Source organism: Lacibacter sp. H375, assembly GCF_037892425.1.
Classification (GTDB): Bacteria; Bacteroidota; Bacteroidia; order Chitinophagales; family Chitinophagaceae; genus Lacibacter.
This window is the reverse complement of record NZ_JBBKTT010000001.1, coordinates 4,319,637-4,345,487: the sequence shown is the minus strand read 5'-3', so window position 1 is coordinate 4,345,487 and position 25,851 is coordinate 4,319,637. Positions and strand designations below refer to the sequence as shown.

General features: G+C 40.0%; 20 protein-coding genes. 17 read left to right on the top strand and 3 right to left on the bottom strand.

Annotated features, from left to right (window positions below):
• Nucleotides 1–61 precede the first annotated feature (61 nt).
• Both WG954_RS18595 and WG954_RS18590 read left to right on the top strand, forming a co-directional pair.
• Nucleotides 62–736, top strand: a complete 675-nt coding sequence (locus tag WG954_RS18595) for a hypothetical protein (RefSeq protein ID WP_340438336.1) — start codon at nt 62–64, stop codon at nt 734–736.
• A gap of 43 nt (nt 737–779) precedes the next feature.
• Complete coding sequence (locus WG954_RS18590) at nt 780–1,424, top strand: protein-glutamine glutaminase family protein (RefSeq protein WP_340438335.1); 645 nt, start codon at nt 780–782, stop codon at nt 1,422–1,424.
• Between the two features lie 26 nt (nt 1,425–1,450).
• Here WG954_RS18590 and WG954_RS18585 read toward each other — a convergent pair whose 3' ends face one another.
• Complete coding sequence (locus WG954_RS18585; RefSeq protein ID WP_340438334.1) at nt 1,451–2,257, bottom strand: metallophosphoesterase family protein; 807 nt, start codon at nt 2,255–2,257, stop codon at nt 1,451–1,453.
• Between the two features lie 51 nt (nt 2,258–2,308).
• Nucleotides 2,309–2,731 carry a hypothetical protein gene (locus WG954_RS18580; protein ID WP_340438333.1) on the bottom strand — a complete coding sequence of 141 codons (423 nt, stop codon included), beginning with the start codon at nt 2,729–2,731 and terminating at the stop codon, nt 2,309–2,311.
• 391 nt (nt 2,732–3,122) lie between these two features.
• Here WG954_RS18580 and WG954_RS18575 point away from each other — a divergent pair, with 391 nt between their 5' ends.
• Entirely contained in the window at nt 3,123–3,902 is a 780-nt protein-coding gene (locus tag WG954_RS18575; protein ID WP_340438332.1) for a hypothetical protein, read from the top strand.
• Nucleotides 3,903–4,051: 149 nt separating this feature from the next.
• Here the strand turns inward: WG954_RS18575 and WG954_RS18570 are convergent, their stop codons facing one another.
• The gene (locus WG954_RS18570) at nt 4,052–5,410 is read right to left on the bottom strand and encodes an MATE family efflux transporter (protein ID WP_340438331.1); all 1,359 of its coding nucleotides are present in this window, start codon (nt 5,408–5,410) and stop codon (nt 4,052–4,054) included.
• A gap of 198 nt (nt 5,411–5,608) precedes the next feature.
• On the opposite strand from WG954_RS18570, the gene WG954_RS18565 reads away from it, so the two are divergent.
• The 14 genes from WG954_RS18565 to WG954_RS18500 all read left to right on the top strand — a co-directional run bounded on the left by WG954_RS18565 (nt 5,609) and on the right by WG954_RS18500 (nt 25,844).
• On the top strand, nt 5,609–6,460 hold the full coding sequence (locus WG954_RS18565) for a DUF3822 family protein (RefSeq protein WP_340438330.1): 852 nt from the start codon (nt 5,609–5,611) through the stop codon (nt 6,458–6,460).
• Complete coding sequence (locus tag WG954_RS18560) at nt 6,448–6,996, top strand: RsmD family RNA methyltransferase (protein WP_340438329.1); 549 nt, start codon at nt 6,448–6,450, stop codon at nt 6,994–6,996. The genes WG954_RS18565 and WG954_RS18560 overlap by 13 nt, the downstream gene beginning before the upstream one ends.
• Complete coding sequence (locus WG954_RS18555) at nt 6,993–7,565, top strand: 5-formyltetrahydrofolate cyclo-ligase (protein WP_340438328.1); 573 nt, start codon at nt 6,993–6,995, stop codon at nt 7,563–7,565. The genes WG954_RS18560 and WG954_RS18555 overlap by 4 nt, the downstream gene beginning before the upstream one ends.
• Nucleotides 7,552–8,658, top strand: coding sequence for a tetraacyldisaccharide 4'-kinase (gene lpxK / locus WG954_RS18550; protein ID WP_340438327.1), 1,107 nt, complete (start codon nt 7,552–7,554; stop codon nt 8,656–8,658). Before WG954_RS18555 ends, lpxK begins: the two co-directional genes overlap by 14 nt.
• 38 nt (nt 8,659–8,696) lie before the next feature.
• Entirely contained in the window at nt 8,697–10,823 is a 2,127-nt protein-coding gene (gene rnr / locus WG954_RS18545; protein ID WP_340438326.1) for a ribonuclease R, read from the top strand.
• 131 nt (nt 10,824–10,954) lie between these two features.
• Nucleotides 10,955–11,917, top strand: coding sequence for a polyprenyl synthetase family protein (locus WG954_RS18540; protein WP_340438325.1), 963 nt, complete (start codon nt 10,955–10,957; stop codon nt 11,915–11,917).
• 207 nt (nt 11,918–12,124) lie between these two features.
• Nucleotides 12,125–17,074, top strand: a complete 4,950-nt coding sequence (locus WG954_RS18535; protein ID WP_340438324.1) for a PKD domain-containing protein — start codon at nt 12,125–12,127, stop codon at nt 17,072–17,074.
• A 33-nt stretch (nt 17,075–17,107) separates the two neighbouring features.
• Nucleotides 17,108–17,737: a hypothetical protein gene (locus WG954_RS18530; RefSeq protein ID WP_340438323.1), complete on the top strand. Its 630-nt coding sequence runs from the start codon at nt 17,108–17,110 to the stop codon at nt 17,735–17,737.
• A gap of 88 nt (nt 17,738–17,825) precedes the next feature.
• Nucleotides 17,826–19,517 (top strand): amino acid permease, encoded by a 1,692-nt coding sequence (locus WG954_RS18525; protein ID WP_340438322.1) that lies wholly within the window; start codon nt 17,826–17,828, stop codon nt 19,515–19,517.
• 1 nt (nt 19,518) lies between these two features.
• A complete protein-coding gene (locus tag WG954_RS18520; RefSeq protein ID WP_340438321.1) occupies nt 19,519–19,971 on the top strand; it encodes a methylglyoxal synthase in 453 nt (150 codons plus the stop codon).
• Between the two features lie 92 nt (nt 19,972–20,063).
• The gene (locus WG954_RS18515; RefSeq protein WP_340438320.1) at nt 20,064–20,531 is read left to right on the top strand and encodes a DoxX family protein; all 468 of its coding nucleotides are present in this window, start codon (nt 20,064–20,066) and stop codon (nt 20,529–20,531) included.
• Between the two features lie 142 nt (nt 20,532–20,673).
• On the top strand, nt 20,674–21,696 hold the full coding sequence (locus WG954_RS18510; RefSeq protein WP_340438319.1) for a Smr/MutS family protein: 1,023 nt from the start codon (nt 20,674–20,676) through the stop codon (nt 21,694–21,696).
• 87 nt (nt 21,697–21,783) lie between these two features.
• Nucleotides 21,784–23,073 carry a prolipoprotein diacylglyceryl transferase gene (locus WG954_RS18505; RefSeq protein WP_340438318.1) on the top strand — a complete coding sequence of 430 codons (1,290 nt, stop codon included), beginning with the start codon at nt 21,784–21,786 and terminating at the stop codon, nt 23,071–23,073.
• Nucleotides 23,074–23,366: 293 nt separating this feature from the next.
• A complete protein-coding gene (locus WG954_RS18500; protein WP_340438317.1) occupies nt 23,367–25,844 on the top strand; it encodes a TonB-dependent receptor domain-containing protein in 2,478 nt (825 codons plus the stop codon).
• Nucleotides 25,845–25,851 lie beyond the last annotated feature (7 nt).

Here is a 25,851-nt window from a genome sequence, read left to right as displayed (position 1 = left end):
CTGACCTGTCTTTAGCAAATCATTTTAATTTGTATTTTAGTAGATAATCCATACATCGTTCATGAAAAATAATCTCTTATTGCTTTTGCTCGTTGCCCTTTTTTTGGGATGTCAGAAAAACGGCGACAACCCGGACCAGCCACCTGCCACCATTACTGATCTTAAAGGTAAATGGAAGATCACAGCTACAAAGGCTGGTCCTGATTCTACGAATGCCCAAGGCTTGTGGACAAGTATAGATTATACAAAGTATACTACCATCAATGAAATTTACTGCGTCAACAACAGCAGTTTGGGTAAATCATTTCTGTCGCAGGTGAACTGTGCTTATTATGAATCACCCGGTTCAATAGTGGGTGTTGTAAGCGGCGATTGTGCCCGAACTATTTTTATGCGTGACACCGTATGGAATCAGTTGATTGACTATGGCCTGGAGTTGAAAGAAGCTGCATTCGATTGGAAAGAAGCTTATCGCCATTCGAAGTATCTCAACGTAATTAATCAGCAATGCTCTTCTATTCAATACATACCTGAAGCCACAAGAGATTATACAAGGAGTGGCACATGGAGTTTTGATGAAGCCACTCAAATGATCAGTGTAGAGTTTATCAATTCTGTAAATGCTTATAATGGTGAAACAAAGAGCAAGTTTAAGGTCACCAAATTCACAGGCTCAACTGTTGAATTGCAGATGCAGGGGTCTGTGAATATCGAGTTCAGATTACAAAAGCAATAAGTACTAAATCGTTATCCTAACTCAAATTCGTACCTTCATAGGAATGGATGAAGTTTTAGTTCCTACACTTTTTGATTATCTCTTATCTGATACTACAAATCCAGATGCATACGTAACAAAAGAAGAAGCCGAGAAACTGTTTACATTTTTTCAACACCATCCTCTCTTTAAATGGCATGATGTGCATAACAATTGCGAAGCAAGAGCTGATGCGGTTTGTGTGTTGTTAGATGCGTGGGCGGTTCCCAACTACAAAGGCTGGGTGTTCAGTGGTTATTTTCTGCGTAATCATATTGGTGGGTTAAACCAGTTGTGGAATTATCATGTGGCTGCCTTGCTGCAGGTGAAAGAAAACGACAGAATAACTTTTTATGTGATCGATCCTGCAACCTCCAAACAATTACAAACACTTTACGATTGGGCAGCAGCTGTAACTGCTTACCCACATAGTTATCATCTGATCAAATCAGCCGATCAATATATTTTTCCTGCCGGGAAAATTCAGAAAGACAATTGGCATGCACGTGACCGGCAGAATGGGAAATGGATGGTGCAGGGACTTGCAGGGATCAATGCCGTTTCTCCTGTTGGGAAAGCACGGTTGTGTTTTAATAAGAACAGGATCAAAACAACAGAAGAACGATTGAAGAAATTGAAAGCTGCAAAGCCAACACTGTTAGGTGGTTAAGAAATGAAATGATGTTAATCATTCAATTATAGACTATGCTTGTTTAAAACAGTGCCGTCTTTAACTGTTTTGAGAAAGGTAACTGTTTTGCCATCTTCAGCAACTTCACATACTCGGTACGAAGGGAAGGGGTTGCCCCAGTTTCCACCGAAATGCCCCGACCATAAGAATGGTTTTTTCTTGTAAAGCATAATGCCATCTACATCATGATCATGTCCATGAAAAGTAGCTTTTACATTAGGATATGCAGCAATGGTATTCAGCAATTCAGAACAGGAAACACCATGTTGTGTCCAGGTATTTTGAGAGATATGAACAAAGAGAAATACCTGTGGTAAATTCTTAAATTCTTCCAGCTTTGATTTTGCGTACTCAACATTTGCACAAAGATATTTGCCGGCTTCATTGGAACAGTTGAGTAAGATGATACCATGTTTATCTTTTGAAACGAAAGCAAAATCTTCGGGCTGTTTCCATAATTGCAGCCAGGTTTCCGGAGTTACTCTGTCGTGGTTACCCCTTGCTACATAATAAGGCACTTTCAATGTATCGTACACTTTCTTTACATCAGGCATTAGCTCGGGCCTATCATGAATGAGATCACCATTGAAAACTACAAAGTCAACATGTTCTTCTTTGCCTATTGCTTCGATGAGGTTACGATGCGATGTTTCAAAATTGGTATTGGGCTGGCCCCAATGTCCATCCGATGCGGTAATAAACTTAAGTCCTGGAGTTGCTGAGTTTTTTGTTTCTCCAAAGCTGAGATAGGGCGCTGCCATGAGCGATGAACTTAGTAAACCAACCTTCTGTAGAAAGAGTCTTCGTTGCATGCAATGAAATTAAGAATTCGGCAGGAAAAAATCAGAAGCCAACAATTTTTCTTATTCTGCATTAGCCTGTTGTTCTGTTACAACAGATGGTTTCCTCACAAGAAGGCTAATGGCAGCATACACAACCCAAATTGCAGAAAAGTAGATCAGGCCCTGCAGGTTCGATGCAACATCTTCCGGATCGAAGCGGCCATGAATACGTTTGTTAAAGAATTTGTTTGAATATTCCTGCGCCAGTTCAATGGCATAACCAAACATAAAAAGGAAACCAAAGATGAATGCGTGAATGATGAAATTGCGTTTAGCAAACAGGATGTTTAGGAATGCAGCAGCAAGGAAATAAAATGCGGCATGCATTTCTTTATCCATACCACGGAACATTGCAGGAAGCTTGAGCATAAAACCAACGATGGCAATGCCGAAGCAGAGTACGGCAATGAATAATTTTTGCCAGATGTTAAGGTTTCGTTTCATACAAACGGAGCTGAGTGGTGATTAGACTGTAAGATAAATCTTTTCACAAAACCGGGGCTTGCATTAACATAGCCCACGCATACCTAAGGCACGCCGCACATCTCTCATGTCATTCTACCCGGCAAATGTTGCACAGAAACAGAATAATAGAAGCAATCATTTCTTCCCTGATTTTGCGTTTTCTTGTGCTTTAAAATGATCAAAAAAAATAAATGGTTAATCATTTTGATTTGGAATTATTTTAATTACATTTCTTTTCAATTAATTCTCCCCTTTTAATTCTATCAAGCTATTCCTGATTTGTGATGTTTTGATTATTGATTAACTGTGTAAATGCCGTTTTTTTTAAGCTGCAGCATTGATCATTATTTTATAACCAAAATCTACAAACATGAAGAAGATTATTCTCTTGTTGTTCACTGTAACAACCCTGACCATTTATGGACAACCAACAACACCTGTTAAAAATTTGTACACTGTAAATTCAGTAACCCCTAAAAAGGGGCAAAAGATGGCTTTTGAAGCTGCGTACAAAACTCACGTTGCAAAATTTCATAAGGTTGATAAAACAACTGTTTATGAGATAATAACCGGACCTAATGCCGGTTCTTATCATATCGTAAGCGGTGCAAAGGCTTATGAAGATTTTGATACTGAAAGATCAGATAAAACTGCCCACAGCGTTGATCTTGACAAGAATTTTTTCCCTTACCTGGAAGAAACTACGAATGCCACCTACCGGTTTATTGATAGCTGCAGCTGGAATGCAGATGTTGTAGCTGAAAGTTTTTCTGTGGCGGTGGATCATTTAAAGCAAGGTATTAATCAGGGAGATTATAGAAGGGAGGTTGCCAGAAATTATAAAATACAAAAGCAAATGGCAAACCCTATGATGATGAATTTTAGCTGGTCGTATTTCGAACAACTATGGGATGGCAGCGATCAGGTGGTTGTTAGCATCAGAAACCTCAAAGACGGATTTAAAGCTTTGGAACCAGGATTTTATGGCAGGCCTACGCCACCAGCAGCAGGAACTCTAACCTTCCGGGATCGTTATACGAAAGAATACGGATACGATGCCTGGGATGCCAGGGTAAAAACCTTTGAAGGTGCTGTTATAAAAACTGAAGTTTATCTTATGAAATTGAGGAAAGATCTTAGCTCTCAATAAGCAACCTGATTAAGAAAATCCCGGACAACTATCCGGGATTTTCTTAATTACTCATTTTGCAGATTCTGTTAAGTAAATAAAATGTTCATTGGTCTTTGCTGCTAAGATTTGAAGTATAATTTGAATTAAATTAATATCACTAACAAATGTCAAATCACCTTTCCCTTCCACTTCCCACTCTTCAAATAATTGAAGGCCATTACAAAAATCACGCTCCAGTAAATCAATTCAGATGCCCATGCCCAAAGCAGGCTTAGTTTGTACACTTCTAAGACCAGGTACACGTAAATGAGATAAGCAACAATAGTAACGGCTTCAATAATCAGGTTCATTCGTGTATTGCCTGTGCCAGTTACAGCATTTAGCCACACAACTGAGATAGACATAAACAACATACCCGTTGTTACAATACGCAACACCGGTACGGCTGCATCAACAAACTCTTTGGATAATTGAAACACCGACAACAACTCATGTGCAAATACATTGAACAGGATGAACATGAAGAAGGCGGCAATAAAACTCAGCTTCATTATACGGTTGATGAGTTTGTGTACATCATGACTTCGACCCTGACCAATGATATTACTCACCATTGCATTGGTGGTGGAAGCAAATGCCCAGATGAATATACCGGCAAGTGAAAAAATATTGCGCATTACGTTTGAAATAGCGAGGGCCCGTTCTCCATGATGTTCAATCAAAATATAAAAGATCAACCAACTGATGAGACTGATAGAAAACTGTCCGATGAGAGGTGCGGAAATATTCAGGATCAGTTTAGTTAGTTCTTTACTGTAACGCAGGTAATTGAATAAATGAAAACGTATGTGCAATCGCTTTATAAAAATGAGCACGAAAACAACGATCATACCAATAAACTCTGCTAACACCGATGCATAAGCAGCACCATTAAAACCAAGCTCTGGCAAACCAAAATGACCATAAATAAACCCGTAATCGAAAAAAATATTTGCACCTGCTTCAAACAGCGTACCGATCATGAGGTATCGGCTGTTGTTCGTCCCAACCAAAAATGCATTTCCCATCTGGAAGAGATATAGAAAGGGAAGTCCCCACACACGGATCTTTAAAAAGTTCACTGCACTGGCATCCACATTTTGTGAACGTAATGCATAATCGAAGATCATGGGTGCAAACAAGTAGGTGAGTGCAATACCAATGGCTGCAAAAATGAAAGCAATACGCACACCCTGTGAAAATATCTTCCCGATCTCTTCTAACCTGTTTTCACCGGCCCTGCGTGCAATGAGCGATTGAATGGCATTGTTCAACCCATTCCCCACAACCGCCACCACCAGGAAATATACTCCTGTTATACCTGCTGTGCCAAGGGCAGCCTCGCCCAGTCCACTCAGGAAAAAATTATTAGCCGTGAAATTAAGAAAGGGTACCAGCAGTGATAAACTGATGGGTAATGAAATGGAAAGAATTTGTCGGTTGGTAATTTCCAGTTGCAGGTTATTCTTCGGTAAAGCTGTTTCCAAGCAGTGTCGTTTTTGGCGAAAATAAGCAAGATAGAGTCACGGATAGCATGGATTGGGACGGATGGAATAGTTGGAACTGACGGGAAACAAAATCCGTACTTAGCAGCAATGATCTGTGTTATCTGTGACTCTGTCCTGAAATCTGGCACGATTCTTCAGCATCAGCCGTATTATTCATATTATTGCAGCAATTGAACAATGAAAACTGTGTTACACCCATCTGTATTTATTGAATCGAACGAAGCAAAACATGTTGATACCGCAGGTGCTAACCTTCTGGTGCAATCGGGTACAGGGTTTATTGGTTTTGCATCGTTTCAGCCCACAGAAAAGAAAGTGAACAGCTGGGTAGTGTTTGAGCTTGATCAACACATCAACGCTACACAATTAGAAGAAAAGTTAAGTGCCATTGCAGCGGCTTATCCTTGGGTGCATACCAATTATCAGAAAGTGATCTTATTGCAATACGCTCCCTTAAATGTATTGGTGCCTGCCGTACTAAACAGCGAGGCCGGCAAAGAACAATTATTACAGCTTGTTCATGGCCCGCAATCAAACCGTGTGTTGGTGAAGGATATTGTGTTGCAGCAAAGCATCGTGAATCATTATGCTGTTGATGCAGATCTTGCATCCTTATTAAATAAACGTTTCCCGAAAGGAGAGTGGTGGCATGTGCAATCGTTGCTGTTAACAAAAACAGCAGCGGGAGAAGCAAGGGTAACGGCAACCATTCGTTTTAATGAAGTGCAATTAACGGTTGAGAAAAACGGTAATTGGTTATTATTGCAATCGTATAATTATCACACACCGGAAGATGTGTTGTATTATATACTTAACGCTATGCAACAACTTGATCTTACACAGGAAGAAACCACTGTTTATTTGCAGGGTATGATCGATCAGCATTCGGCGTTGTATGATGTGTTGCATCTCTACATTTTAAATTTGCAGTTGAAAGATGAACTGCAGTTTAGTTTCCCTGAAACAACAGAAGAACACCCTGTACATTTATCAGCTTCACTCGACCAGGTTTTATCATGCGTATCATAAGTGGAAAATTCGGCGGAAGAACATTTCAGCCACCGGCTAAAATGCCTTATACAAGACCGACTACCGATCTTGCAAAAGGCGGTTTGTTCAATGTAATTGAAAACAATCTCGATATTGAAAGTCTCAAAACATTGGATCTGTTTGGCGGAACAGGCAGCATCAGTTACGAACTGGCAAGCCGTGGGGCAACCGATCAAACCATTGTAGAAAAAGATACCAATATGGCTGCGTTCATACAGCAGACCAACAACAAACTCGGTACAAATCTGAAAGTGGTGAAGATGGATGTATTCAAATACATTGAGCAGTGCAACGAAAAATTTGATTTTATTTTTGCAGGTCCGCCATATGCATTGGGCACCATTGATGAGCTGCCTAAGATGATCTTTAAACATGAACTATTGAATGAAGGCGGTTGGTTTGTATTAGAACATACCCCCCGCAACAGTTATACACAGTTTCCGTATTACCGGGCGGAGCGTAACTATGGCACCACCATCTTTTCTATCTTCGTGAACAAACCCAAAGAAGAATGACGAAAAAAGAGGCAAGGAAAGTATTTAAAGAAAAGCGGTTAAGCCTCACCGTGGGAGACAGGAACCGGTTCGATGATCTTATCCTCATCCATTTTCAGCAACTGCCTTTACCCGATCTTTTCTACGTTCACACCTACCTCGCTATTAAAGAACAACAGGAAATAGAGACCGATCATTTACTGCATTACCTCGAATTCCGCAACCCGGAATTAAAGATTGTGATTCCCCGAATGGATCACGAAAAAAATGAACTGCTGCATATTGAATACGATGAAATGGTGGATGTGATGAAAAACCAGTGGGGCATTCATGAACCGGTGAACGGAAACCTCATTGATGAAGAACAGATCGACCTGGTGTTTGTGCCACTTTTAGCGTTTGATAGCGACGGTTACCGTGTTGGTTACGGCAAAGGTTTTTACGATAAGTTCCTTGCCAAATGCAGACCCGATGTATTGAAAGTAGGTTTGAGTTATTTTGAAGCTATTGATACCATCACCGACCGTGCACAATTTGATATACCTTTAAACTATTGCATTACGCCACAGCGCATATATGAATTTGGCTAATCTCACATTTCAATCCATCCGTTTTTTATTGGTGCCGTTTGCTTTGCTGTACGGTGCTGTTGTATGGCTGCGCAATAGATTATACGATAACGGGGTATTAAAATCCACATCAGTGAACTTGCCAATCATTTGTGTGGGGAACCTGAGTGTGGGAGGTACAGGTAAATCGCCAATGGTAGAATATTTGCTACGATTATTAAAAGATGAAGTGAATATCGCAACACTCAGCAGAGGATATAAACGCAAAACAAAGGGGTATGTGTTAGCCGGCGAAACAACCAATGCGTTGGAAATTGGTGATGAACCCATGCAGTTTCATTTAAAGTTTCCTGACGTAGTGGTGGCTGTGGGTGAATCGAGACTGGAAGCAATACCTCAACTTTTGCACGACCGGCCAAAAACGCAGGCTATTATCCTGGATGATGGTTTTCAGCACAGAGCCATTAAGGCAGGATTGAATATCCTTTTAACGGATTATAGCAATTTATTTACCCGTGATTTCTTTTTGCCCACCGGTGATCTGCGTGATGAACGTAACAGTTACAAACGTGCAGAGATCATTGTTGTAACCAAATGTCCGGCTGCATTAACGGAAGAGGAGCGAAAAGAAATTGAGGAAGAGATCAATCCATTGCCGCATCAACAACTGTTCTTTTCAACTATTGAATACGGCGTGCCTTATCATATTATGCATCCACAACAGGAGTACCATCTGCACAAAAAGCTGGAAGTGTTGTTGTTGACAGGTATTGCTAATATTGAGCCATTGAAAGATCATATTCTTTCCAATTCATACACGTATGAAAGAATAACATTTAGTGATCACCATATTTTTAGTATCGATGATCTGAAAGAGGTGCGTAAGCGTTTTAGTAAAATGGATCATGACACAAAAATTATTATCACAACAGAGAAAGATGCAGTACGATTGGTGAAATTTAAAGAAGAACTGGAAGATCTTCCAATATTCGTTTTACCCATTCGTCATCGTATCTTGTTTAACCGGGAAGAACAGTTGAAAAAATCTGTGATTGAGTTTATTCAGCAGTTCTCGATAAAAATTGATAAGACAGAGACGTCACAGAAACACTAACAGACAAGTTGTGATTCAGTGGCAAAAAACAAAACACTATGAAGAAAAAGAAAATTAATAAAGAGCCGAAACAGAAAGAATCTAAAGGTTCTGCTGCAAAACATAAATCAGGTAAAGTTGCCGGAGGTAAACATAAACATCCGGGTGCGAGTCATAAAGGTGTAATTGATATTACCAGGAGCGGCATGGGCTATGTAACGATTGTTGATATGGAGCGTGATGTTATTGTTCGTCCGCAGCATTTCAATACAGCACTGCATGGCGATACGGTTGAAGTACAGATCACCAAGAGTGGTGGTGGTGGCGGAAGAGTGGAAGGAGAGATCACCCGTATCATAGAACGGAAGCAAACGCAATTCATTGGCCGCATCAGCATACAAAAGCACTACAGTTTTTTTGTTCCGGAAACAGACCGGCCAATGCCCGATCTGTTCATCCCTACAGATAAATTGAATGGCGCAACAAACAATGATAAAGTTGTGGTGAAACTAACGGCATGGGATAAGGCCAAGCGTATACCTGAAGGAGAAGTGCTTGAACTCGTGAAGCAGGAAGCGGAGAATGATATTGCCATGAAGCAGATATTGCTTGCTGCCGGTTTCAATTTAAGCTTTGATGATGAAGTGATGGAGCAAGCGGAGCGTTTCCCCGATGGGGTGAGTGATGCAGAAGCAAAGAACCGAAGGGATTTTCGTGATGTGCTGACATTCACCATCGATCCCGTTGATGCAAAAGATTTTGACGATGCGCTTTCTATTCAGAAACTCGAAAATGGGCTGTACGAAATTGGTGTGCACATTGCCGATGTAAGTTATTATGTAGAGCCTGGCACTGCATTAGATGATGAAGCTTATGCACGAGCAACCTCTGTTTACTTACCTGATCGTGTATTGCCAATGTTGCCCGAACGTATTTCCAATGAATTATGTTCACTTCGACCAAAAGAAGATAAATATACTTTTTCTGCCGTTTTTCAAATGACCGAGAAGTGCGAGATCAAAAACGTATGGTTAGGTAGAACGGTTATTCATTCCAATCATCGTTTTAGTTATGAAGAAGTGCAGGAAATAATTGAAGCAGGTGGTGAAGGTTTGTATGGCGATGAAATTATTCTGCTGAATACGCTTGCACAAAAAATGCGTAGAGATCGTTTCAAGAAAGGGGCCATCAATTTCTCTTCACAGGAAGTACGTTTTGTTTTAGATGAAAACCGAAAACCCATCGGTATTACCATTAAAGAAAGTAAAGAAGCGCATCAACTCATTGAAGAGTTTATGTTGCTGGCGAATAAACATGTAGCGGAGTTTATTGGCAAAATCAGTATAAAAGATAAACCAATTCCATTCCCGTATCGTGTGCATGATACGCCTGATGAAGCCAAGCTTGGTCCGTTCATGGTGTTTGCTAAAAAATATGGACATACGTTTGATGTGTCATCACCAAAACGAATTGCTGAATCATTTAACCAGATGCTGAAAGATGCTCATGGTAAACCGGAACAGCATGTATTGGAAGCACTGGGTATCCGCACCATGGCAAAGGCAGTCTATACCGCTGAGAATATCGGTCACTATGGTTTAGGTTTTGAACATTATTGTCATTTCACCTCGCCCATCCGTCGTTACCCCGATGTGTTGGTGCATCGAGTACTGCAGCAATGTCTCGACAAAGAACCGCAGATCGATAAAAAGATGGAAGCCAAGTGCAAACATTGCAGTGAGCGTGAACGTTCGGCCATGGAAAGTGAACGGGCTGCCAACAAATACAAGCAGGTGGAATACATGAGCCAGTTCCTTGGCGAAGAGTTTGAAGGAGTGGTGAGTGGTGTTGCGTCGTTCGGGTTTTGGGTAGAAACTGTTGAACATAAATGTGAAGGACTTGTTAGTTTATTTTCGCTGAGCGATTTTGATGATTTCAGACATAATGAAGAAGATTATTGCCTGGTGGGTAAACGCAGCGGAAGAAGCTTCAGAATGGGTGATAAAGTAACCATTAAAGTAGTGGCAGCGAATTTGGAAAAACGTCAGCTTGATTATGAATTGGTGCTGGGGCATATTGATTCAACGGAGGGAAAGTTGCTTGGTTCAGAAACGGCTTCAGACAAGTCATTTAAATCAGGTCCACGATCATTTGGTGAAGAGAAAAGAAAAAAGCGGAAGAAATAAAGCAATGATATCTGATGTAGGATTTAGGATGTTTGATTTACTATCATCAAAAATTCTGATCATACTTCAATATTTTGCGACCTCTTTGACAAATCCTAAATCCACCATCAGAAATCATACATCAAAAAGTTATGCAGTCGTTTGAGCAATTACTAAAACAGTTCGAAGAATATTTTAATAAGCGTCATTTTCCCAACGAACCGGCATCGTTGTATGATGCAGCGCAACATATCCTCAGCATAGGTGGTAAACGGGTGCGTCCTGTTGCCGTGTTAATGGGTAACGAGTTGTTTGATGATATTAAACCCGATGCCTGGCAGGTAGCAACAGCTATTGAACTCTTTCATAATTTTTCATTGATCCATGACGATATAATGGATGAAGCACCTTTGCGCAGAGGAAAGCAGACAGTACATGCAATTCATGGTGTTAACACAGCAATACTCGCAGGGGATGTTGCATTAACCATGTCTTATGATTATCTCGGCAGGGTTGAGGGCGATGTGAAACAGATTCTTGCTTTGTTCAATAAAACTGCGTTGGAAGTATCGGAAGGTCAGCAGATGGATATGGATTTTGAAAAACGGGAAAGCGTTCATCTTGATGAGTATGTGCGAATGATTGAATTAAAAACATCAGTACTCCTGGCGGCAAGTTTAAAACTTGGTGCAATGATCGGTGGGGCAAGTATCGGTAATACAGATCATATTTATCAATTCGGTCGAAACCTTGGTATTGCTTTCCAGGTGCAGGACGATTATCTTGATTGCTTTGGCGATCCGGCAAAGTTTGGCAAACAGGTAGGTGGTGATATTAAAGCCAATAAGAAAACCTTCCTGATGATCCATGCATTAGAAACAGCATCAGCTGCACAACAGCAACAGTTGAAAGAACTGATGCAAAATAATCCGGCTGATAAAGTAGAACAAGTTGTAGCTATTTTCAAATCAGCAGGAGTTGATGAATGGGCAATGCAGCTAAAGAATCAGTACCTCGAAAAAGCGATGCAGCATTTAGAAGATATAGCGGTGCTGAATAAACGCAAAGAGCCATTAAAGCAGTTAGCGCAGTTTTTAGTACAGCGGGATTATTAGATGTCATAAAATTTGCGTTGACAAGCCGAAACGACACACTCATTGGCGAAAAGGTTGCACTTATTTGTGTATCGACTTTTATCGAATTATAATTGGCTGAAACTCTCAATAGAAACTGGTTAAAGAATACGCTTAAAAATGTAAAAAAGGTGTGGCAAAACTTCGCCACCACTGCATTTTGACTTAACATTGCTACGCCCGTTAACCATGACCGTATTTGTAACCAGAACCATCCTTACTTCTTTTCTCCTTTTCATTTCGCTGACATTAAAAGCACAGCTGAATGCAGAATTCTCTATTGCAAACGGGCAAGGTTGTGTTCCTTTAAAATCTTCCTTCACTAATCTTTCAACAGGCGTTTCTGCAAATACAGTTTATAGCTGGGATTTTGGAAATGGGAATCTGTCTTCATTAAAAGATCCGTCAGCAGTTTATTTAACTGAAGGTTCTTACACGGTTACGTTAACGGTTAAAGAAGGTAACCAGGTTTCAACCAAAACAAGGGAAGTGAAAGTGTATAAAAAGCCGCAAGCTGATTTTACATTTTCAAGTGTAAAAGGGTGTTCTCCATTAACAGTTACATTCAACAGCACATCAGCTGCAGGTGATGGCGTCATCAATTCTTACTTCTGGGATTTTGGTGATGGCTCAACGCAACAAACATACTCACCCACAACTACGCATACCTACCAGATCAAACAAAAAGCATCGGTAAGTCTGACGGTCGTAAATCAATACGGTTGCTACAATACCGTTGTGAAGAATGATATTATTGATGTGCTTGATCCGCTTGTTGCAGATTTTTCTGTTGATCAAACAATTCTTTGCAAGATCAGTGATGAAGTGAAATTTACCAACAAGAGTGCCGGGCCGGGAACATTAAGTTACTTATGGGATTTTGGTGATGGTACTACTTCAACTGAAAAAGATCCCAAACACATCTTTACACAAAAAGGAATTTACACCATCAAACTTACCGCTACAAGTTCTGATGGTTGTGTTGTTACAAAAACACTTTCCAATCATGTAAACGTTGCATCCTACAAAGCCGATTTTAGTTTGGCGAGTCCTGAAATATGTTTAGGAACGTCGGCGCAGATCACCACGCTCAGCACGCCATCGCCATCACAAACAACCTGGCAAATGGGTGATGGTAGCACAACTTATTACAGTTATAATTTCAGTTATTACTACTACAACAAAGGAGACTATACAATTAAACTGGTTAACAGCTTTGGTACATGTAAAGATTCGATTACAAAAACGGTTAAAGTAAAACCTACGCCGGTTGTAAGTGGTTTTCTTGATACGTTACTCGACAAATGTGGTGCACCGGCACGCATAAAATTCAAAGATACTACTGCGGGTGCTGTTGGTTGGGAGTGGTCGTTCATGTATGATTTTTATAACCCGATAGTTAATTCAACCGTACAGGAGCCGGTATTTACTTATCCTGCAAACATTACCTACAATGTACGTTTAAAAGTTACCAATGCTGAAGGCTGTAGTGCCGTAACAACAAAATATGTTACAGTTACACGTCCTTATGTTGCGATCGAGTACACGTCATCAACAGCAGGCGGAACCAACTCATGCACACCGTTTACAGTCAAGTTCAAAGCACAAACACAGGAAACAATTACTTCTTACAAATGGAATTTTCCTGGCGGTATCACATCAACAGATGCAACTCCTGAATTTACTTTTTCAACAACCGGCACTCATTCGGTAACATTGAATTATACAACTGCTTCCGGTTGTAACGCAACTGCGGTTTACAGCAATATCAACCTGTATCCAAAACCTGTTGCAAATTTTGTGTCAACAAAAGGCACAGATATTTGTGGCAATACGTTGGTTCATTTTGATAACCTGTCGACTGGTGAATTGTTTCGTGGCAGTTGGTATGTGAATGGAACATGGACCTACGGAGAATCCTTTGATCTAAGCAGCACTGATTTGTATTACAGGTTCACCAATGCAGGGAAGTACACAATCAGGTTTGTTGCAACAAATGGTATTTGTCATGATACGATGACTAAAGTAGACTACATCACAATAAAGCCACCGTTTGTTAAAATAAACGGATATCAAAAAGGCTGTGAAGGAAGTGGAGGGCAAGTAACATTTGCGGATGCGACAACAGAAGCAACAGGTTGGTTATGGGAATTTGGTGATGGGCAAACGGCAACTTACACTTCGTATCAACCAAATATTACACACCAATACAGCGCATCAGGAATTTACAAAGTTCGGTTGAGCGCATCAAATGGCTCGTGCACTGTTCGTGATTCTGTTATGGTTACCGTGATGTTAAGGCAAAAACCTCAACTGGCAGTAAACAATCCAAGTCTTTGTTCTAATGAAAATCTTGGCTATGGTGTTTCCGGATTGCAGGCGTCGCCAGCAGGTGGATACAATTATTCATTTTACCGCATTGAATATGGCGATGGTTCTCCGTTTAATGGTTACAATAGTTACTATTACATCAATTCAAATCCATTTTCCGGCTCTTTGGGATCGGTTGATCCACTGCAGGATAAACTGCGGTTTATTCTTTACAATTCAATTTCCGGTTGTTTCGATACCACGAACTATATCAGCTATTCCGTAAAGGGAGCAAAACCTTCTTTTGTTATTGAAGGAGGCAATCAATGCTACCAATTGCCGGTAACGTTTAAAGATAAATCAAGTGTTACCGGAAATAATTCCATCACATCATGGGAATGGAACTTTGGTGATGGCACTATAATTACAAAGACTACCGGCGCTGATGTCACACACATTTATTCTAACCCTGGAAGCTATAACGTCACACTCAGAGTAAGGGACGCTGCAGGTTGCACAACCACGAGCGCTTATTACGATGGCTATGTAACTGTAAAGGGTCCTAAAGCGTCTTTTTATCCATCAGGTTCCAACGTTCCTTTGAATACAAATGTGTATTTCTACAATAACACGAACAACTACAATGCATATAACACGCAATACAGTTGGGATTTTGGTAATGGTGTAACAAGCACGCAATATTCTCCTTCTTATACATTTACAATTGCCGGTACGTACAATGTAAAACTCATAGCAAAAGATCCATTGACTGGTTGCACTTCGGAGGCAACACAAGTTGTTGTAGTAAGAGATTTTAATTCGGCATTTAATTTCAATACATCATTTGTAGGTAATGCAAGTTGTCCCCCGGTAATGGCAAGGTTTAATAATACCTCTGCAGGAGCCGTTAGAGTGAAATGGGATTTTGGTGATGGTAACACTGCAGACAATGTAAATTATCCATCGCATATTTATACAAAACCCGGCACTTACATTGTTACCTTGTATGTATATGGTTACAATGGGTTAACAGGCACGTATAAAGATTCGGTAAAAGTAAAAGGTCTGGATGCTGCGATTAAATTCGATCCGAAAGAAACCTGTTCTTCACAACCGGTTAACTTTAATGCATCTGCAACAGGTGTTACAAATTATGTTTGGGATTTTGGTGATGGACAATTGTTTTCATCAACGGACAGCACTGCTGTGCATTCATACCGTGGGCCGGGTGTTTACAAACCATCTCTTTTGATTACTAACACTGATGGTTGCACTGTTGCGGCACCATCAACTGAAAAAATTACCATTGATAGTTTATCAGCTAAGATCAAAGGCATTCCATTACAGGCATGTAACCAGGTAAAGATCAATTTTAATGCTGAAGTGTATAGTGTTGGTGCATCGCAGAATCAAAACTTCCTTTCCTATAAATGGAATTTCGGTACCGGTAATGCAGCCGATACAGCAAATACAGCGAATCCTGTTTTTCAATATAACTCGCCGGGAAGCTATACCGTTACTTTACGTGTTACTGCACGTTCAGGTTGTGTAAAAGATGTATCAGAAATAGTTGTTGTAAAAGAATCATCCAAAGGAACAATTACGGCACCCGCTGCTATATGCGCAGGTGAAACTGCAACATTCACTTCTGATGCAACAAATACCAATGGCGTACAATGGAGCTGGGATTTTAAAAATGGACAGACAGCATCGATACAAAATCCAGCAGCACAAATTTATACTACTGCAGGTAGTTATCCCGTTACACTCGTGGTTAACAATAAAGGTTGTTTAGATACAGCCACCCATATCTTGACTGTGAATGCATTGCCTGTTGTTCAACTATCACCTGCACAACCAAAAGTTTGCGTGGGTAATAGTATTCAGCTTTCTGCAACCGGAGGAACAGCCTATCAATGGTCGCCTTCTGCCGGACTTTCAGATCCGTCATCTGCATCTCCATTCGCATCACCATCTGTGTCTACCAACTATCGTGTGCTTGTCACCGATCAATATGGTTGTAAGAAAGCAGATTCAGTTACGGTAAGAGTTGTACAGCCAATCAGTATTACAGGAAATACAAATTATTCCATATGCGAGGGACAGTCAGCACAGTTAACAGTTTCAGGAGCTTCATCGTATAAATGGATCAACAATACACAAGGGCTTGGTTCAATATCATCTGCTTCAACAACAGCGTCACCCACTGCAACAATAACATATACAGTTGTGGGCTATGATGCGGAGAATTGTTTTACTGATACACTCGATATAGATGTTGTGGTTCATCCAAAACCAACTGTAAATGCAGGGCCCGATGTGCAGTCGCTGCCCGGCAACACCGTGCAGTTAAATGCTACAGGAAGTAGTAACATCAGTACATGGATGTGGCGGCCACCCGATTTCTTGAGTTGCGTGCAATGTCCATCACCCGTAAGTTCAACTAATAGAACAATCACTTACATTGTTGAAGCAAAGACAGATAAAAACTGTTCCGCTTCTGATTCGGTAACTGTCGAAATACTTTGCAACGGCAGCCAGATCTTCATCCCTAATTCGTTTACACCAAACGGTGATGGAAAGAATGATTACTTCTCTGTGCTGGGTAATGGTGCATCGCTCATTAAATTATTTGTGATCTACGATCGTTGGGGCAACAAAGTGTTTGATCGTTCTAATTTGTCTGTAGATGATCCCAAAGCGAAATGGGATGGAAATTACAAAGGATATCCCGCACCAATCGGCAGCTTTACATACTCCATACAACTCACTTGCGATGCTACAGGCGAGAGCTTTGTACGAAGCGGCAGTGTTACAATTATCCGATAATGTGGTTCATTAATTTCTTTTAAAATGTTACAAATGAAGTTCTATTCTATTTTTGCTGCATTGATTTTCTTTAGTCTTAATGTATGTGCACAAGTGCCTGCTCAGTACCGGGCAGATGTAAATAAGGTGTTGTCACAAAATCAGACAAATTTTATGCAGAATCAGATGAGGATGAATAGCTCCATGTACAAAAATCAATCTACAGATTTTAATTTAACAGTTGAATTGAAAGATGGTAGAAGACATAATTTTAATTCTTTTTTCTATTATGATACAATATTGAGAAAGGCATATGTTGAAAAAGTTGATAGAAAGCTTTCTAAGAAAGATTCAAACAGAGTTCAAAAAATTTATGTTGATGAAACTGCAAGAGTAACTGCCTTTGAAAATGCTGGATTAAAAGTTCCGGCTATGGGGATCGTTACGGATAGTTGTTGGTTATTTCCAGTTGTAAGAGGAACAATCACATTGTATGCCTTTTCGCCGCAAATGAGTGATCCCAATCTTAAAATATTTGGTATGCAGATGAATTTTGGTTCAATTCAACCTTTTAATGAACAAAAAATTGAGCTGCTTGTGGCTAATAATCCAAAAGCCTTAAAAGAATTTAAGAAAAAACGTTTTATGAGAGCGGTAGAGATATATAATCTTTCAGCAAAATAAATGTTGTGTTTTTTTCAGGTCTTAAAGTGCATGTATTCTTGTCGTTTCCTCATTTTTCCCTATTTTGAACGCTGCAAAACCAACTCATATGGCCAACCAGTTATTTCGTAAAAAAAAGATCAATGCAATACTTCCGGACGACACGGGTGAGATACATGGGAACGAAAGTAAGCTGCACCGGATATTGAATGTGCGTGATCTTACTTTTTTTGGTATTGCAGCGGTGATTGGTGCCGGCATCTTTTCTACTATTGGTTCAGCAGCTTTCCATGGCGGCCCCGGTGTTACTTTATTGTTTGTGATTACCGCCATTACCTGTGGATTTTCTGCGTTGTGTTATGCTGAGTTTGCAAGTCGGGTACCCGTTAGCGGTAGTGCTTATACGTATGCCTATGTAAGTTTTGGTGAATTGGTGGCATGGATCATTGGCTGGGCGTTGATACTTGAATATGCCATTGGTAATATTGTGGTAGCCATCAGCTGGAGCAGTTATTTTAATAATCTTTTGCAGGGATTAAATATTCATTTGCCTTTTTGGTTAACAACCAATCTTACAACCGCAAAAGAAGCATTAGCTGCTGTTAACGCACAATTAGCAACAGGTGTTGCAGCAACCACTGAAATGCAAACCATCATCAATGGATTTAACAGTGCACCTGATTTAGGTGGAACAAAATTGTTTCTGAATCTTCCTGCATTTTTGATCGTGGCGCTAATTACCGCTCTTGCATATATTGGTATGAAAGAAAGTAAAAAGAGCGCCAATGCAATGGTGGTCTTCAAAATCATCGTAATCATTTTCGTTATTATCATCGGGTTCTTTTATGTTGATACAGCAAACTGGAATCCGTTTATGCCCAACGGATTTACAGGCGTATTGCAGGGTGTGAGTGCTGTGTTCTATGCCTATATTGGTTTTGATGCCATCAGTACAACGGCAGAAGAATGTGAAAACCCACAACGGGATCTTCCAAGAGGTATGATGTATGCATTACTCATTTGTACGGTGCTTTATATTCTCATTGCATTGGTGTTAACCGGTATGGTGAATTACAGTGAACTGAAAGTTGATGATCCTCTTGCTTATGTATTTGATAAGTTGGGTTTGAAATGGATTGGTTATATCATCAGCATCAGTGCGGTAGTAGCTACCACCAGTGTGTTGCTGGTATTTCAATTAGGCCAGCCACGCATCTGGATGACCATGAGTCGTGATGGGTTATTACCAAAACGTTTTTCAAACGTACATAAGAAATATAAAACGCCTGCATTCGCAACAATTGTTACAGGTTTTTTAGTGGGTATTCCTGCATTGTTCCTTCCTTCATCAATCATGACGGATCTTACAAGTATTGGAACCTTGTTTGCGTTTGTGTTGGTATGTTTAGGCGTTTTGTTATTGCCTAAACTTCGTGCAGAAGGTTCAGGTAAATTTAAGTTGCCTTATATCAATGCACAGTTTATTCTTCCGTTGATCGTTGCTGGATTTATTTTCCTTTTCCGTGAACGAGTAGCTGCTTCAGTTACCAATCTGTTCAATGAAGATCACCAGGAAGTATTATTCCTGCTCTTCATCATTATTGCTGTTGTATTATCTGTATTTACTTTTATTCGAAAATATTCGCTCATACCTGTATTAGGTGCATTAAGTTGTTTATACCTGATGATTGAAATTCCGGTGAACAGCTGGTTTTGGTTTTTTGTGTGGATGGGAATTGGGTTAGTGATCTATTTTATTTATGGTTATCGAAAAAGTAAATTAGCAGCCGAACAAGTTTAGTATGCCAACAAGAAAAATGAAAGTCCGCAAACGCATTGCGTTAGTGGCACATGATTATAAGAAAACCGATTTAATCGATTGGGCTTATTTCAATCGTTCCGCATTATCAAAACACGACCTGTACGCAACTGGCACCACCGGCAAATTGCTGGAGGAAAAACTCGACCAGCCGGTAACAAAACTTCTTAGTGGTCCGTTGGGTGGCGATCAACAGATTGGCGCCCTGATTGCTGAAGGTAAAATTGATGTACTCATTTTCTTTTGGGATCCAATGGAAGCTCAACCACATGATCCTGATGTAAAGGCATTGCTTCGTTTAGCAGTTACCTGGAATATTCCAACGGCCTGCGACCGTGCCACAGCCGATTTCATTTTTACATCACCTCTCATCCTCGATGATTATACTATCCAGCTGGAAGATTATAGTCAATATCTCAAGCGTAAGATTAAGTAAAAGAGCTGTTTTATGTGCAGAATTTGGCTTGCAAAAGCGGGAAAACCGTTGTAACTTTTGCATAGCTTCTTTCACATTTAAAATTTGCCATTATGAATTTCGTACAACGCATGGAGAAATGGGGCGATACACATCACCCCAAATGGATCGATTTCATCCGTATTGTTTTGGGAATCATCCTTACCTTAAAAGGTGTGCAGTTCATCAACAACATGCAACCACTCGTTGATCTGATAGCTGATAGTGGTTTTCTTGGATCTTTATCTGCAGGGCTTCTTGCACACTATGTAGTGTTTGCTCATTTACTGGGCGGCCTTATGGTAGCCTTTGGTTTACTTACTAGGTTTGCTTGTTTGGTGCAGATACCGGTTCTATTAGGCGCTATTATTTTCGTAAACATATCGGGCGGTATTTTTCAACCACATTCTGAGTTATGGTTATCTGTGCTCATCCTCATTCTGCTGGTGTTTTTTGTGGTAGAAGGCAGTGGAAAGCTGAGTGTTGATGAGTGGATGCGGAAAAATCCTGATGAGAAGCCTCACAGACATAAGTGGGGCTGATGGTTCCAGTGTGGTGTGATTACCCCGACAATAAATTCTAACAACGATTGTTTGAACAGGATTTGTTGATCGGGGTTATTTTTGCAGCTTTATACGAACATTCGGGTTTACTTCGTGTACACGATCAAATTAAAAGTAGTTTATGAAATTTCAGATTGGAGATAAGGTGTTGTTGCTGCATTCAAATGAAGAAGGAGAGGTGGTTGACATTATCGATAAAAAAATGGTGACGGTTGATGTTGGAGGTGTACAGTTTCCCGTGTATATCGATCAGATCGATTTTCCCTATTTCAAACGGTTTACTGAAAAGAAAGCTCCGCCACCGAAACAAAAGAAATATGTTGATGATGTAAAGAAAGAAAAGGTTAGTGCCATTAAAGGTTATAACGTTGCTGAAGGTGTATGGATATCTTTTCTGCCGGTGTTTGACAAAGATATTTTTGATGATGATGTGGTAGAATATTTCCGTATTTATCTCGTAAATAATACTGATACGCACTTTAAGTTCGATTATCATTTACGTTATACCGGTGAAAGTGAATTTAATCTACGGAATGAAATTCTTCCATTCAATGATTTTTACATTCATGATGTTGAGTTTGAAAAACTGAACGATGCACCCAGGTTTGATTTTGAATTTTCTTTAGCTGTACCAGATAAAAAGAAAGCCGATCATTTTGAAGCTTCACTTAAGGTCAAAGCAAAACAATTGTTCCAACGCATTGAAGAAATGCTGCAAAAACAGGAAGCGAGTTTCAGCTACCTGCTGATGGAAACCTATCCGGATAAAGTGCATACTGATAAAGTAGATCTGCATAAACTATCGGCGGCAGGTTTTAAAGTATATGATGCAGGCCAGGCCAGGCAACACATTCCGCCTTCACGTTCAGTTGTTGATCTGCATATTGAAAAGATCAGTAGCGATTGGAAACATCTCAGCAATTTTGAAATTCTTACGGCACAGTTACGTGAATTCGAAAAATATTATGAGCTGGCTGTCTTGCACATGCAACCAACGCTCATCATAATACATGGTGTGGGCGAAGGAAAGCTAAGAGATGAAATTCATGATATCCTTCGCCTTAAATCAGAAGTAAAATCATTCGTTAACCAATACCATCCGTTGTATGGGTATGGTGCAACAGAAATTTATTTTCAGTATTGATAAACAAATCAGTAGCTGAGTCCGGTAAAACCGGCTGTAAAGATCAATCCAATTTTTTCAAGTATCATTGCAACTCAAATATTCAGCATGTATCCTAATCTATATTATTTCTTAAAAGACGTATTTGGTGTTGAATGGGAAGGGGCGAGGTTTCTCAATTCATTTGGCTTCTTTGTTGCACTTGCTTTTATAGCTGGTGCTATTGTTTTAACAAAAGGTCTTCAACGAAAAGAGAAACAAGGCTTTTTATTTCCAAAGGAAGAAAAGCGCATGTTCGGTCAACCCGCCACAACAACTGAATTGCTGTTGAATGCTTTGCTGGGTTTTTTAATGGGCTACAAGATCATTGGTGCATTTATGAATGCTGGAGAAGGAGTAAATCCACAGGATTATATTTTTTCTTCAGAAGGCAGCTGGGGTGCAGGTATTGCTCTGGCTTTGCTTTTTGCCTGGTTAAAGTGGTACGAAAAGAATAAACAAAAAGCTGCAAAGCCCGAAGAAAGAAAAGTACGTGTTTGGCCGCATGAGCGGGTGGGAGATATCACGGTCATGGCCGCCATTTTCGGGTTTGCCGGTGCCAAAGTATTTCACAATCTTGAGAATTGGGATGAATTTGTAGCCGACCCTATTGGTTCATTAGTATCATTCAGCGGATTAACGTTTTATGGCGGTTTGATCTGCGCAGCTATTGCCATTATTGTATATGCAAAAAGAAAAGGGATATCCATCCGTCATTTAGCAGATACCATGGGGCCAACATTAATGTTGGCATATGCTATTGGCCGAATTGGTTGCCAGGTTGCCGGTGATGGAGATTGGGGTGTGCCTAATGCTGCCTATGTAACTGATTCAACGGCTACCGTTCAATTGGCCAAGCCGGGAGAATTTCAAACGGCGGTTCAAAATAATACAGCTTATATCCACCAGGAGTTTGGTCGTGATTTTAAAGTAGAAAAAGTACCATCGGCGAGTTTCAAAGCGCCATCATTCCTTCCGGTTTGGATGGTGGCTTATACCTATCCACATAATGTAAACAGCATGGGAGTAAAACTTCCCGGATGTGATCAGCCTGAGCATTGCAATTATCTTCCTTTGCCGGTTTTCCCGACCCCGTTTTATGAAACAGTCATGTGTCTGCTGCTTTTTGGTATTCTCATGTTTGTCCGTGATCGGATAAAGCTGGCCGGAGGACTGTTCTGTCTTTACCTTGTCTTGAATGGATTGGAGCGTTTCTTTATTGAAAAAATCAGGGTAAACACCAAGTATGAAGATCTTCCGTTTCAGCCAACCCAAGCCGAATTGATTTCATTGAGCCTGGTGATCTTAGGCATTGTTCTCTATTTTGTAGCAAAACGTAAGGCCCAACAATCTAAATAATTTTCGAGTTAATATTTTTTAAGTGCTTCCAACCGGAAGCCTTTTCTTTTTTCCAGCTATATTTAAATTCTTCCGCTCGTCCCTAATGTGACGGTTTTCTGTAACATGTTTAAGGGTTGGCCGTCACATGTATGTCGTTGTTTTGCCGAATATCAGTTAAAAATGCCATTTGACATAAAACAATGTACTATGCAAAACATAGAACCTACTTTTGACATGTAATAGAAAAGAACAGGTACTGTCAACTGTTAAGCCTTATCATTTTAAACCGAGTCATCAAACTTATCATCATCATGAAAAAGATTTCTGCATTCCTAACTGCGGCCTTGCTAACCTGCACCTTCTCCTCCTTTGCTCAAAATGCTTCACGTGTAAAAGGCGATGTAAAAGACGAAAGCCAAAAGCCGGTTTCCGGCGTTACCGTGTCGTTGCTCCGTGGCAAAGACAGTTCGCTTGTAAAAGCGGCTATCACCGATAAAAGCGGTGCTTATTCATTTGAATCTGTAAAAAATGGTTCTTACCTGCTTGGGATTACCAGTGTGGGTTACCAGAAAAAGATCAGCAACTTAATTGAAGTAAAAGAGGGAGCGGAGATCACTGTTCCATCGTTTAGTTTGTTACCTGAGGCAAAAGGTTTGAAAGAAGTAACCGTAACAGCAAAGAGGCCCATGTTTGAGCAAAAGGCCGATAAGCTGGTTGTAAATGTGGATGCGTCTCCTACAAATGCCGGAGCTAACGCTCTGGAAGTATTAGAAAAGTCACCTGGTATTACGGTTGATAAAGACGGTAACATCAGCCTGAAAGGTAAAGCAGGTGTGCAGGTGTTTATTGATGGCAAACCAGCTTATTTATCTGGGGCTGATCTCGCCAATTATTTGCGTAATCTGCAAGGCCCGCAACTTGATCAGATTGAGATCATGACCAACCCTCCTGCAAAATATGATGCAGCAGGTAACAGTGGTATTATCAACATCAAAACCAAACGCACACTGCAATTTGGTTATAACGGAAGCGTAACAACCGGCTACACACAGGGACGATACCAACGTTACACAAACAGCTTTACTTTCAATTACAGAAAGAACAAAGTGAATCTTTTTGCTAACGGAAATTTCAATGCAAGAAACTCTTTCCAGGAATTAGATATTCAACGTAGTTTTTCAAATTCTGTAACTAAAGAAGTGGTTTCTTTATTCGAACAGGAAACAAGGATGATTCATAAGAACAGAAGTTTGAACGGTAAAGTGGGGATGGACTTTTTTGCAAGTAAGAAAACCACGTTAGGTGTTACCGCAAATGGATTCTACAGCCCGGGTCAATTCCTCAGCACAAGCGACATTAATATTTTTAATCCGGATCATATATTGCTGAGCAAAACAATGGGTAAAGCAGACAATTCATCAACCTGGAGACATTTTGGTTCAAACCTGAATTTCAGACATGTATTTGATACAACAGGAAAGGAGATTTCTGCAGATGTGGATTACTTAAGATATAGTGCAACTAACACACAGAGTCTGTTTAACAAATATGAAAATGGCAGTCAAGCGAAAGCGCCTGATACATTATACGGCAATCTTCCACAGAATATTTATATCTACACAGCAAAGGTTGATTATGTTCAACCATTTAAAAAAGGATTGAAGTTTGAAGCCGGTATTAAAACAAGTTTTGTTGAAACTGATAACGTGGCACGTTATGATAGTTTGATCAACAATACTATGCAGCTTGATTCTGCCCGCCGTAATGATTTTGTGTACAAAGAAAATATCAATGCAGGCTATATCAATTTCAGTAAGCAACTCAACAAAAAAATAAGTGCACAAGTTGGATTACGTTTAGAGAACACATCAGCAAAAGGCTATTCAAAAGGCTATGCTTTTGACAAGGACAAAGAAAAATTCTCTGACTTTGATACAACTTTCAATTTAAACTATACACAACTGTTTCCAACTGTATACATTCAGTATGCCGTTAATGAAAAGCATTCATTGGGCATGAACTATGGCAGAAGAATACGCAGACCTGATTACGAAAGTTTAAATCCTTTTGTTGAATTTATTGACCGTTATACCTACGAACAGGGTAATCCAAACTTAAGACCTCAGTTCAGCCATAATATCGAGTTTTCACATACGTATAAAGGTTTCTTAACGACTACGTTGAATTATACCAACACGAATAATATTATTCAGGAGGTATTGGAACAAAATGAAGAAAGGAATGAGTCATACGTCAAACGTGCAAACATTGCCAAGCAACAACAATTTGGTATTGCAGTTAGTGCATTCAAACAAATTAAAAAGTGGAACGGTAATATTTATGTGAATGTTTATAATAACAAGTTTGAAGGATTGGTGAATGGAGACTTTGTTACATTGGGTAGAACTACGATGGTTTTAAGTGCTTCGAATTCTTACAAATTTGGAAAAGACTGGACAACTGAGATCAGTGGCTTTTACAGAACAGCAGGTTATGAAGGCGTGTTTTATATCAGACCGTTAGGTGAATTAAACTTTGGCGTAAGCAAGCCAGTGTTGAAAGGCAAAGGAACACTCCGTTTAAGTGTAAGAGATATTCTCTGGACACAGAGAGGTCAGGGCGAGATAAAGTATGGTTTGGTTCACGCAAACTTTCAGCAAAGAAGAGATTCAAGAACAGTGGGTATGACGTTTACTTATCGTTTCAGCAAAGGAAAAATCAATGGTAATACCCGTCGTAAAGCAAGCGGCGCAGCTGATGAACAAAATCGTGTAAAAGCAAGTGAGTAAGTTTTAA

Coding starts and splice junctions, on each gene's coding strand:
- WG954_RS18595 (WP_340438336.1), top strand. CDS start 62: ATGAAAAATAATCTCTTATTGCTTTTGCTCGTTGCCCTTTTTTTGGGA.
- WG954_RS18590 (WP_340438335.1), top strand. CDS start 780: ATGGATGAAGTTTTAGTTCCTACACTTTTTGATTATCTCTTATCTGAT.
- WG954_RS18585 (WP_340438334.1), bottom strand. CDS start 2,257: ATGCAACGAAGACTCTTTCTACAGAAGGTTGGTTTACTAAGTTCATCG.
- WG954_RS18580 (WP_340438333.1), bottom strand. CDS start 2,731: ATGAAACGAAACCTTAACATCTGGCAAAAATTATTCATTGCCGTACTC.
- WG954_RS18575 (WP_340438332.1), top strand. CDS start 3,123: ATGAAGAAGATTATTCTCTTGTTGTTCACTGTAACAACCCTGACCATT.
- WG954_RS18565 (WP_340438330.1), top strand. CDS start 5,609: ATGAAAACTGTGTTACACCCATCTGTATTTATTGAATCGAACGAAGCA.
- WG954_RS18560 (WP_340438329.1), top strand. CDS start 6,448: ATGCGTATCATAAGTGGAAAATTCGGCGGAAGAACATTTCAGCCACCG.
- WG954_RS18555 (WP_340438328.1), top strand. CDS start 6,993: ATGACGAAAAAAGAGGCAAGGAAAGTATTTAAAGAAAAGCGGTTAAGC.
- lpxK (WP_340438327.1), top strand. CDS start 7,552: ATGAATTTGGCTAATCTCACATTTCAATCCATCCGTTTTTTATTGGTG.
- rnr (WP_340438326.1), top strand. CDS start 8,697: ATGAAGAAAAAGAAAATTAATAAAGAGCCGAAACAGAAAGAATCTAAA.
- WG954_RS18540 (WP_340438325.1), top strand. CDS start 10,955: ATGCAGTCGTTTGAGCAATTACTAAAACAGTTCGAAGAATATTTTAAT.
- WG954_RS18535 (WP_340438324.1), top strand. CDS start 12,125: ATGACCGTATTTGTAACCAGAACCATCCTTACTTCTTTTCTCCTTTTC.
- WG954_RS18530 (WP_340438323.1), top strand. CDS start 17,108: ATGAAGTTCTATTCTATTTTTGCTGCATTGATTTTCTTTAGTCTTAAT.
- WG954_RS18525 (WP_340438322.1), top strand. CDS start 17,826: ATGGCCAACCAGTTATTTCGTAAAAAAAAGATCAATGCAATACTTCCG.
- WG954_RS18520 (WP_340438321.1), top strand. CDS start 19,519: ATGCCAACAAGAAAAATGAAAGTCCGCAAACGCATTGCGTTAGTGGCA.
- WG954_RS18515 (WP_340438320.1), top strand. CDS start 20,064: ATGAATTTCGTACAACGCATGGAGAAATGGGGCGATACACATCACCCC.
- WG954_RS18510 (WP_340438319.1), top strand. CDS start 20,674: ATGAAATTTCAGATTGGAGATAAGGTGTTGTTGCTGCATTCAAATGAA.
- WG954_RS18505 (WP_340438318.1), top strand. CDS start 21,784: ATGTATCCTAATCTATATTATTTCTTAAAAGACGTATTTGGTGTTGAA.
- WG954_RS18500 (WP_340438317.1), top strand. CDS start 23,367: ATGAAAAAGATTTCTGCATTCCTAACTGCGGCCTTGCTAACCTGCACC.